The organism is Leptolinea tardivitalis (assembly GCF_001050275.1).
GTDB classification, from domain to species: Bacteria; Chloroflexota; Anaerolineae; order Anaerolineales; family Anaerolineaceae; genus Leptolinea; species Leptolinea tardivitalis.
On the sequence record NZ_BBYA01000008.1, the window covers coordinates 704515 to 716318 of the forward strand.

The 11804-nt window shown below is 39.1% G+C and carries 6 protein-coding genes; 4 read left to right on the forward strand and 2 right to left on the reverse strand.

Annotated elements, in window-relative coordinates:
- Positions 1–73: 73 nt before the first annotated feature.
- Genes LTAR_RS07175 through LTAR_RS07190 form a run of 4 tightly spaced genes read left to right on the forward strand, consistent with a single transcriptional unit; the run spans position 74 to position 8307 of the window.
- Complete coding sequence (locus tag LTAR_RS07175) at positions 74–2110, forward strand: type I restriction-modification system subunit M (RefSeq protein ID WP_062421483.1); 2037 nt, start codon at positions 74–76, stop codon at positions 2108–2110.
- Positions 2107–3933 (forward strand): GmrSD restriction endonuclease domain-containing protein, encoded by a 1827-nt coding sequence (locus tag LTAR_RS07180; RefSeq protein WP_062421484.1) that lies wholly within the window; start codon positions 2107–2109, stop codon positions 3931–3933. Before LTAR_RS07175 ends, LTAR_RS07180 begins: the two co-directional genes overlap by 4 nt.
- Positions 3934–3948: 15 nt before the next feature.
- Positions 3949–5280 (forward strand): restriction endonuclease subunit S, encoded by a 1332-nt coding sequence (locus LTAR_RS07185; RefSeq protein ID WP_062421485.1) that lies wholly within the window; start codon positions 3949–3951, stop codon positions 5278–5280.
- A 9-nt stretch (positions 5281–5289) separates the two neighbouring features.
- A complete protein-coding gene (locus tag LTAR_RS07190; protein WP_201775951.1) occupies positions 5290–8307 on the forward strand; it encodes a type I restriction endonuclease subunit R in 3018 nt (1005 codons plus the stop codon).
- 319 nt (positions 8308–8626) lie between these two features.
- Here the strand turns inward: LTAR_RS07190 and gyrB are convergent, their stop codons facing one another.
- Both gyrB and LTAR_RS07200 read right to left on the reverse strand, forming a co-directional pair.
- Entirely contained in the window at positions 8627–10555 is a 1929-nt protein-coding gene (gene gyrB, locus LTAR_RS07195) for a DNA topoisomerase (ATP-hydrolyzing) subunit B (RefSeq protein ID WP_062421486.1), read from the reverse strand.
- A 34-nt stretch (positions 10556–10589) separates the two neighbouring features.
- Entirely contained in the window at positions 10590–11507 is a 918-nt protein-coding gene (locus tag LTAR_RS07200; RefSeq protein ID WP_139044441.1) for a hypothetical protein, read from the reverse strand.
- Positions 11508–11804 lie beyond the last annotated feature (297 nt).

Sequence of the window (11804 nt, forward strand, 5' to 3'; positions counted from 1 at the left end):
AGGGGGAGGGAAGAAAGATTGGTAAAATCTTTTAATAAATAATTGGGGAAGATAAAAAATTGGAATAGGTGCTATGGCGAACAACAACAATTTCACGGAAAAAGTAAACTTTCTATGGTCAGTAGCCGATTTAATTCGTGATACCTTCCGAAGAAGTAAATATCAAGATGTTATTCTGCCTTTAACAGTTTTACGTCGAATTGATTGTGTTCTTGAACCTACCAAAAGCAATGTCTTAAAGGCGTATGCAAAATATAAAGGTAAAATTCCTAACCTTGACCCTGTTTTACGAAAAGCATCTGGTTATGTCTTTTACAATATCACTCCATTCACCTTTGAGAAGTTATTAGAAGACCCCAATAATCTTGCTGCCAATCTGTTAGCCTACATCAATGGTTTTAGCGAAAACATGCGAGAAGTTGTAGAAAAATTTGACTTCCGAAATACCATCACGAAACTTGATGAGGCTGGATTACTTTTCCTCGTGGTGGAGAAATTTAAAAATATCGATTTACACCCAGATGTTGTAGATAACCATGAGATGGGTACGATTTTTGAAGAACTCATTCGCAGGTTCAACGAAGCACTGGATGAGAATCCCGGTGAACACTTTACTCCACGGGAAGTAATCCGGTTGATGGTGGATTTATTGGTAGGGCCTGAGAATGGAAAATTGACGCAGGAATACAGGGTCATTAAAGTTGCTGACCCGGCTTGCGGTTCCGGCGGTATGTTGACAATTGCTAAAGAACGTTTGCTTGAACGCAATCCAACACTACAAGTTCACATTTATGGGCAGGAAATTAATCCTGAAACCTTTGCCATGTGCAAAGCCGACCTTTATATGAAATCCGAAGATGGAAAAGATGCTGAGAACATAGCATATGGAAGTTCTCTTTCGCACGAGGCACATCCGGCTGAACGTTTTGATTACCAGTTAGCTAATCCGCCATATGGTAAAGAGTGGAAGATGGATGAAAAAGAAGTAAAGGCTGAAGCGGTAAAACCTAATGGCCGCTTTGCAGCTGGACTTCCAAGAATTAGCGATGGTCAGATGCTATTCTTACAGCATATGTTGAGTAGAATGAACCCACCTGAGCAAGGTGGGGGAAGAGTAGCAATAGTCCTTAATGGTTCTCCATTATTCACAGGAGATGCAGGTAGCGGAGAAAGTGAAATCAGGCGATGGATAATAGAAAATGATTGGTTGGAAGCAATCATCGCTTTACCTGAGCAGCTTTTCTACAATACAGGTATTGCGACATATATCTGGGTTCTAAACAACCGAAAAAAGGATTTCCGCAAAGGGAAAGTGCAATTAATTGACGCAACCGGTATTTGGACACCGATGCGGAAGAGCCTGGGTAATAAACGCAGGGAAATCACTGATGAACAAATCACACATATTTATTCGATTTTTGAAAAATTTGAAGAAACCAATCAATCAAAAATATTTGACACTGTAGATTTTGGTTACCGAAAAGTAACAATTGAACGACCTCTGCGATTAGCTTATCAAGCCTCACCAGAGCGGATAGCCAGATTGAAAGAACAAACTGCCTTTATTGGGTTGGCTCAATCCAAGAAGAAATCTGGGCAAGAAAAGCTCGAGGACGTGACTGAAGGGCGAAGACTTCAGGAACAAATTCTGGAAATGTTAAAACAGATGCCGCAGGAAATCTTTTTTAGCCGGTCTGCGTTTGAACAAATACTTGACCAAACTTGTAAGAAAGAAGGGATAAAACTTGATTCTCCAATTCGAAAGGCCATCCTAGTAGCCCTCTCCGAACGGGAAGAAAGTGCTGAAATTTGTTTGGATAAAGATGGAAATCCGGAACCAGACCCATCACTACGTGACACGGAAAACGTACCTCTCAAAGAAGATATAGGAGTTTATTTCGAGCGCGAGGTCAAACCGCACATACCAGATGCATGGATTAATTCCAGTTTACAAGACCCTAAAGATGGAAAAGTCGGGATGGTTGGGTATGAAATTAATTTTAATCGCCATTTCTATATATATACGCCACCTCGAAAGTTGGAAGAAATTGAATTGGAGATAAAATCTTTACAGGCAGAAATCACTCAACTATTAGGGGAATTCGAATGAATATCCAAAAGACTTTTACAAGCCCTGACCTTCCGCTGGAAGATATATTAAACAAGGTAGAAGAAGGAAAAACGCAAATTCCAGAATTCCAACGCGGGTGGGTATGGGATGATGACAGGATAAAGAGTCTCTTAGCCAGCATCTCACTCTCTTACCCGATTGGTGCGTTAATGATGCTCAAAGATGGACAATCAAAGTCACGTTTCAAAACACGCCTTGTGGAAGGGGTGGAACTAACGACAATCCCTCTTCCTGAAATGCTTATTTTAGATGGTCAACAACGATTAACCTCTTTATATCAAGCTCTTAAATCCAACAAGCCTGCTGATACTCGTGATAATCGGGGAAAATCTATTAAACGGTGGTATTACATTGACATTGAAAAAGCATTAAATCCTAATTTTGACCGTGAAGAAGCAATTATTAGTTTGCCAGAAGAGAAATTGTTACGAAATTTTCGCGGTGAAGTTATTGCTGATTATTCTACGCCTGAGAAGGAATATGAAACTCAATTATTTCCCTTCAGGGAGATTTTTTCATCATCAAATTGGCGAGCAGGATTTAATAAATTTAATAAATATAATAGCGAAAAGGTTGAATTATTCGATAAATTTGAACAAGAAATAATCAAGAGATTTGAACAATACCAAGTTACCGTAATTCAACTAGAAGCTGAAACTCCTAAGGAAGCTGTCTGTCAAGTTTTTGAAAAAGTAAATACGGGTGGAGTCGCACTTACTGTATTTGAGTTACTAACCGCGACTTTTGCGGCAGATGACTATAGTTTAAGAGATGATTGGTTAGCTAGAGAAAAATGTTTCAAAAAAAATAAAATATTATCCAAATTAGGTAATACTGATTTTCTTCAAGCTCTTACCCTCTTAGCCACTCGGGCGAGACGGGAACAACAGTTAAAAGATGGTGTTTCTTTAGATGATGCAACAGCAATAAGTTGTAAACGGAAAGATATTCTTAACCTTACCCTTGAAGAATACTCAAAATGGGCAGATTCGCTCACAACAGGTTTCGAGCTTTCTGCAAGATTTATTCATACTCAAAAGATTTTCTCACATCGTGACTTGCCTTATACAACTCAGCTTACCCCATTAGCCGCAATTATGACCATATTACATGATAAAGCTGACAACGATGGAGTTCGCTCTTTGTTAGCACAATGGTACTGGTGCGGAGTTTTAGGTGAATTATATGGGAGTTCAGTTGAGACTCGTTTCGCAAAGGATTTACTTGAAGTTCTTGATTGGATAAATGCGGGAACTATTCCAACAACTGTAAGTGAAGCATCATTTAACCCTGCTAGATTGTGGACTTTGCGTACAAGAAATTCGGCGGCATATAAGGGTATTCAAGCTTTGTTGATAAGAACTGGGGCGCAAGATTTTAGGACAGGGATTTCGATAGATGACCAATCCTATTTCGATGAAGCAATCGATATTCACCATATTTTTCCTCAGGATTGGTGTATCAAACAAAATATTCCTGCCTCGCGATATAACAGTATCATCAATAAAACCCCGATTTCGGCTAAAACGAACCGAATGATTGGCGGAAATGCTCCCAGTGTTTATCTTTGTAAAATGGAAAAGAGTGCTGGAATAGATAACATTAGGATGGATTCAATAATTCGTTCTCATGTAATTGAACCAAAATTGCTCAGAGAAAATGATATGAACGCAATGTGGCAAGCTAGAGAGAAAGCTCTTTTGTCACTTATTGAAAGTGCAATGGGCAAATCAGTTCTACGTAGTTGGTCAGATTCAGAAGAAATATTTGCTGAATCGGAAGAAGCTGATGATGAGCTTTAGGTTGACGGGCAAAGCATGAAGACATTAAATGGATATGTCAATTACAAAGATTCTGGAGTCGAATGGCTAGAGAAGATTCCAGAACATTGGGAAGTTAAAAAGCTCAAATTTGTAACAAATATAAATCCAGAAAAACTCTCTGAAAATACATCCCCTGACTATTTAATCCGATACCTTGATATAAGTAATGTCGAAGAAATTGATGGTATTGGGGAAAACCAAGAATTGTTTTTTGAGAATGCACCTAGTAGAGCTAGAAGAATTGTAAAAGATGGGGACACAATAATATCTACAGTCCGGACTTACCTAAAAGCCATTGCATATTTTGATAATCCTCCTGCAAATCAGATAGTTTCAACTGGATTTGCTGTTTTAAGACCTCAAAAAAATATTTATCCGAAATTTCTAAAATGGTTAATTCTCTCTCCAGAATTTATTGAGAGAGTGGTAATGCATTCTCAAGGAGTTGGATACCCGGCAATTAATCCTTCTGAATTAGCTAATTTCCCTATTTGGATTCCACCGTTCTCCGAACAACTTGCCATCGCAAATTTTCTCGACCGCAAAACCGCTCGTATTGATGCGATGATTGCTAAATACAACCGGTTGATTGAACTACTCAATGAAAAACGTCTCTGTCTCATCAATCAGGCTGTTACAAAAGGGTTGGATGCGTCTACAGAGATGAAGTATTCGGGTAAGCATTGGTTCGGAAATATGCCAAAAAATTGGAAAATCTCACGACTAAAGAATATTTCTAAAGTAATATTAAGTAGTGTTGACAAGCATTCACATGAAAACGAGGAGTCTGTTTTTTTGTGTAATTATGTGGATGTGTATAAGAACGATTCAATTATTTCTGAACTAGGTTTTATGAAGGCAACAGCTTCAGCGGAAGAAATTAGAAAATTCACTTTAAAAAAGAATGATGTACTGATTACAAAAGATTCCGAATCTTGGAAAGATATTGCAATATCCGCTTTTGTTCCAGAGGATTTAGATAATGTATTGTGCGGTTATCATCTTGCACTAGTTCGCCCTAACTCCCAATGTTTTGATGGGCGATATTTATTTTACTCTTTTCAAGCACGACCTATAAATTACCAATTGGAAGTAGAAGCGACAGGTATCACGCGTTATGGAATTGACCAAAATGCTATTGGAAACGTTTTTATTTTATGTCCTCCACTCAACGAACAACAAAATATAGGTATTTTTCTCGACCAAAAAACCGCTCAAATCGATTCCTTAAAAAAAGGCATTATTCGTATGATTACTAAACTGCAAGAATACCGTACCACTCTCATATCAGAAACAGTGACAGGGAAAATTGATGTGAGAAATTAAGGGGTCAATATGGTCAACATCTCGGAAAAAAACTTCGAAGAAACCGTCACCAATTGTTTGCTTGTAGGTGGGCAGGATACACTTATCACAGACAAGAAAATTGTAAAAGATATAGCTACATTTCCGGGTGATTACTTAATGGGAGGATATCACCAACGTAACCATTCGGATTATGATAAAAACCTTTGCTTAGTCTCTCAGGATGTTCTTGATTTCGTACTTATAACCCAACCAAATGAATGGGATAAATTAAAAAAGAGCTTATCTGGGGATATTCGGCCGCATTTTCTTGAGCGGGTGAATTATGAAATTAAGCAGCATGGAACACTACATGTCCTTCGCAAGGGGATAAAAGACCTAGGTTGTAAATTCCACTTAGCTTACTTTCCACCTGCGACTGGTTTAAACCCAGAAATTCAAAAGAAATATCATGGAAATATTTTTTCTGTTATACGCCAACTAAAATATAGTGAAAATAACGAGAACAGTCTAGACCTTTGCATTTTTCTTAATGGTTTACCGATTTTTACTGTTGAATTAAAAGACCCATTGACCGGGCAGTCTGTAGAAAACGCAATAACTCAATATCGAAGCACACGTGACCCTAAAGAACCTTTATTTGCATACAGGCGCTGCCTGGCTCATTTTGCTGTTGACCCTGAATTGGTGTATTTCACAACTAGATTGGAAGGTTCAAAGACACGGTTTATTCCCTTCAATCAGGGAAATAACCTCGGGGCAGGAAATCCTCCTTCGTGGAATAATTTCCCAACCGCTTACTTATGGGAGCAAATCTGGGCAAGAGATAGTGTACTAAATCTAATCCAGTATTTTATTCATGAATACGAAGAAGAGGACGAAGAAGGAAATAAGACTGGAAAAAGGATACTGATATTCCCTCGGTATCATCAACTTGATTCGGTAAGACGAATTATTAATCATGCCAAAGTGCATGGTTCGGGTCAACACTATCTTATTCAACATTCGGCTGGAAGTGGTAAAAGCAATTCAATTGCATGGCTTTCACATCAATTATCAGTTCTCCACAACGCGAAAAATGAGCGGGTTTTTGATTCGGTAGTTGTTATTACAGACAGGCGTGTTTTAGACAGACAGCTTCAATCAACTGTTCGACAATTTGAACAAACACTTGGAACTGTTGAGACTATTACAGAGAACTCGCAGCAATTGAAAATGGCCATGGAATCAGGCAAGAACATTATCGTTACTACATTACAGAAATTTCAGGTAATTTCTGAACAGGTAAAATCTTTGCCCGGGAAGAACTTCGCCGTAATAATTGATGAAGCACATTCATCACAAAGCGGCGAAGCCACTCGTCACCTGAATACTGTATTGTCAGCCAGTAGCCTCGAAGAGGCAGAAAAGCAGGAAGCTGGTGAAATTGAAGAAGATATAGAAGACCGGATAGAGAGAGAAATTCGTCAAAGAGGACAACTTTCGAATGTCTCATATTTCGCATTTACCGCAACACCCAAAACAAAAACCCTAGAACTATTTGGGACGAAAGTTGACGGTGGTGGATATCAACCATTCAGCCTTTACCCTATGCGTCAGGCTATTGAAGAAGGATTTATATTAGATGTTCTGCAAAATTACACGACGTATAAAGCTTATTGGAGCTTATTAAAAAAAGTAAAAGATGACCCAACATATGACAGAAATAAAGCTGTACGGTTAATGATGTCATTTGTTGATATGCATGAACACACTATTGGTAAAAAGGTAGAGGTCATTGTTGAACACTTCAGGAATCAGACACAATCTCGAATAGGCGGACATGCGAAAGCGATGGTCGTAACCCGTTCCCGCTTACATGCTGTTCGTTATAAACAGGCAATTGATTCTTATATGACCTTACATGGATACCCCTTCAAATCGTTAGTAGCTTTTTCTGGAAAAGTAGATAACGATGGAGTAAAGTACACAGAAAGTGGTATGAATGGTTTCCCAGAGACTAAAACAGCACAGACTTTTAAGTTGGATGAATACAAGTTCTTAATAGTCGCCGAGAAATTCCAAACTGGATTTGACCAGCCATTATTGCATACAATGTATGTCGACAAGAAACTAAAAGGTATTCACGCTGTTCAAACTCTATCACGTCTTAATAGGGTTCACCCCGGAAAAGAAGAAACATTTGTACTTGATTTTGCAAATGAAGCTGATGATATTCAAAAATCATTTGAGCCATATTATGAAAAGACCATCTTGAGTGAAGCAACTGACCCAAACTTACTCTATGATTTACAGACAAAACTTGAACAGCATGGTATTTTCTCAAATGATGAAATAAATCAATTTGCTAACCAGTATTTTAGTTCTAAAGGAACTCAAGCCAAATTATTCGCCGCCTTGCAGCCGGCCATTACAAGATTTAAGGCTAAAGGAAAAGACGAACAGATTGAATTTAGAGGAACTCTATCTGACTTCGTTAGACTTTATGCTTTTCTATCTCAAATAGTCACTTTTAGTGACCCTGAATTGGAAAAATTGTATGCATTTGGACGATTCCTTTTGCGGCGTTTGCCAATAGAGAAAGAAAAACTCCCATTAGAAATACAACAATCGATTGACCTTGAATCATATCGCCTCGATATAACAGGTAGTGGGAAAATAACTCTTAATAGAGGTCAGGGGGAATTAAAACCCGAAGACCCCTTGTCTCCCACCAATATAATTCAACCTGATATAGAAGCTTTATCATCAATAATCAAAGAACTCAATGAACGTTTTGGGACTGATTTCACCGAAGAAGATAGGTTAGTTATCCGTCAATTGGAAGAGAATTTAGCCAAAATTCCCATGTTGGAGCAATCCATAAGGGTTAATACTCCTGAAAATGCTATGATGACGTTTAGAGAAGTAGTAGAGCAGCAATTACAGGACATGATTGATACAAATTTCAAATTCTATAAGCAGGTGAATGCCAACCCAGATTTTGCACAAACCCTGACAAAATTCTTATTTGATAGATATAGAAAAGGATTAGAAGGAGCGGTATAAATTCGAGTATTTTCGCTTATCCTATAATAGAACAAGCATTAGCCTAAAAAATCACTGGTTAATGCTTGTTCTATTATAGAAATAGAAATTAGGATGTTGCCAATATATTATATAATTTCGCTGTTTAGCAATCATTGTAATTCTATTGCCATTATCTTTGATTCTCTATATTTAAACAAAAGAAGTAACCTTATACACGGTTACTTCTTTTGTTGTGAAATGGCTATTGCCAATATATCTGTTAAGGATATTGCCAATTACTTTGATTCTATTGCCAATTATTATGACGCTATTGCCATTATCTTTGATTCCCTACAACCTAGATATCCAGGTTGCGCACATCCTTGGCATGTGTGGTGATAAATTTATTACGGGGTGGAACGGCTTCTCCCATCAGCATATCAAAAGTTCGATCTGCCGCAGCTGCGTCTTCAACAGTTACCTGGAACATGGTACGTCTTTCTGGATCCATGGTTGTCTCCCACAATTGTTGTGGATTCATTTCACCAAGACCTTTGTAGCGTTGAATCGAAGCTTTTTCTGCACTCACACCCATTTCTTTTAAAACTTTATCTTTTTGTTGTTCGGTGTAGGCGTAACGGATCTTATCTTTATAGGCCAGACGATAAAGAGGAGGTTGGGCAATAAAAAGATGCTCTTCTTCTATTAAGGTTGGCATATACCGGAAAAAGAAAGTCAATAGGAGAGTACGAATATGACTTCCGTCTACATCAGCATCGGCCATAAGAATGATTTTGCCATATCGTAGATTGGATGAATCAAACGTATCTCCCACTCCGGTACCCAGAGCGGATATTATGGACTTAACTTCATTATTGGAGAGGATTTTATCCAGACGGGCGCGCTCAGTATTCAGTATCTTGCCGCGTAGAGGAAGTATTGCCTGAAAATGACGATCGCGGCCCTGTTTGGCGGAACCACCAGCACTATTACCTTCGACAATGAAAAGCTCAGTCTTATTCAAATCACGATCAGAGCAATCAGCAAGTTTACCGGGAAGGGTAAGGCTTTCAAGAGCCGATTTCCGAATGACCAGATCGCGTGCTTTTCGAGCGGCATCTCTGGCGCGAGCTGAGGTCAGGCATTTTTGAACGATTGCTTTTGCAGCCGTTGGATTTTCATCAAGGAATGTTGAAAATGCTTCAACAACGACCTGTTGAACAAAAGTCTGAACCTCAGGATTCATAAGTTTGACTTTTGTCTGACTTTCAAATTGTGGATCAGGATGTTTAATGCTGACAATCGCTGTCATACCTTCGCGGGTGTCGTCACCGGTAAAGTTCGTATCGGCTTCTTTTAATAGATTGGTCTTCCGGGCATAATCATTAATAACACGAGTAGTGGCTGTACGAAGACCAGTGAGGTGGGTGCCGCCATCTATTGTATTAATTGTGTTGGCAAAGGAGTAAACTGATTCTGAATAGGCATCTGTGTATTGAATAGCTACTTCAACGCCAACATGTTCCAACTCTTTTTCGGCGTAAACTACCGGATGCAAAGCTTCACGATTGCGGTTCAGATACCGTACAAAAGATGTGATTCCGCCTTCAAAGTAAAAAGTCATCTCACGGAAAGTGCGTTCATCCAACAGGTGAATCCGTACTCCACGGGTGACAAACGCCATTTCTCTGAATCTTTGGGTTAATGTCGAGAAACTAAACTCAAGTCCCTCACCTTTGAATATTTGTTGATCAAAACGGAACGTTGTTGTAGTGCCTGTATCTTCAGGGTTGCATGTTCCGATCTGTTTCACGGGTTCTTCAGGAATACCGCGATTATATTTCTGACTGTAGATTTTTCCATCACGACGCACTTCAACGGAACAATATTCTGATAATGCGTTGACAGCAGAGACTCCTACACCGTGAAGACCGCCCGAGACTTTATAGCTGCCAGAGCCAAACTTTCCGCCAGCATGTAAAACGGTCATTACAACTTCAAGCGCAGATTTCTTTTTCTGGGGATGAATATCAACGGGAATACCGCGGCCGTTATCTTTTACTGTAACTGCGCTATCGGGATGAATTGTGATCTCGATGTTCGTACATGCTCCAGCCAATGCCTCATCGATTGAATTATCAACCACTTCGTATACAAGGTGGTGAAGAGCTTTTAGATCAGTTCCACCCACATACATACCAGGGCGTCTTCGAACGGCTTCAAGCCCTTCAAGAACCTGAATGTCTTTTGCACCATAGGAAGAATTGACATCGGCAGATTGTTGCATGATGTTACCTCGCGTAATTATTTTATTTCTATGATCAGGCTTGAATTGCTGGTTGATGCAATTTGCTTTCCATCCAGTCAAGACCTTTCCGATAATACACAAAACTGGAAGCAATTAGACCAGTGCTTATGAAGGCATGACCAAAAATCCCCACCATTGTCATCCAGGATGTGTCTGGTGCAGTTTCCCAGAGTAAATTTAGCCCCTGATACAACATGAGTGCAGTCAATATGAACATTCCAGTTCCAGGCAGGAAATTCCTTACAAGGCGGATACTGGTGGAAATTGACGTTGTAATCGGGTCATGAGAAACAAACACTCCATGTGGAGAAAAAACCAGAGGCATCACAAACCAGATGATAATAATAAAAAGAAATAAGACTGCAATCTGTCCTAACGTCATTGAAATGAGTGATAGCAGCGTGATTAATAACAGGCATGGAAGTGAGAACAGCAAAATCACGACAAAACATAAAATTGTAAAAATGATAATTTGGATAAAAACATCCAGTATCTGGTTGATGGAAAAATGGGTAGTTGTATTTGATGTCGCCCGCGAAATGGCATCAAAATATAAACATCCTAAAACAATCCCGGCAAGAGTAAAAGCAACCCAGATAAAAAAGACTTGGAAAACATTGTTAATTTCAAAAAGCGATGCAGAGCCATATGGAGTTTGAATAGGAGAAATTCCTGCCATTAAGCTGGGTATTCCAATAGGAAAAACACGAATGAGACTGATCAGGTTGAAATGACTCAGGAGAATATCCCATAATTCCTTGCTCCATTTGCTCATTTCAGCCAACTCTGGATTGGACAATTCAGGTAAATCAGATATCAGACTCAGTACCAATGGCTGGAACAGGTTCTTAATGCGTAAATGGGGACCAAGCCACAGAAATACGTCTAGAAGTAAGGGAAAAAGAATCAAATAAATGTGGTTGGCAACCACATTAAATCCCTCTGTAATAGAGGATATCAACCTTGGGGGATTTTCAGAGATTGGAGATTGTGAGTTTTCCATAACCTGTTAATTTTACCACTTCAATCAATTACTTTTCAAAACTAGAACATTCGCATTGCCTCAAATTAAAAGTAACTTTAGGAGAAACGTTGCCTCACAATAGATGTTACCTTGGGCAGAGAATAGAGAGCTGCCGAGGGAGCTATGATGAGTCAACAAAGCAAGCGAGAATTAGTAGAAACCATCCGACCCCGCTATCAAAAAGGGAACAAAACAGAAAAAGCA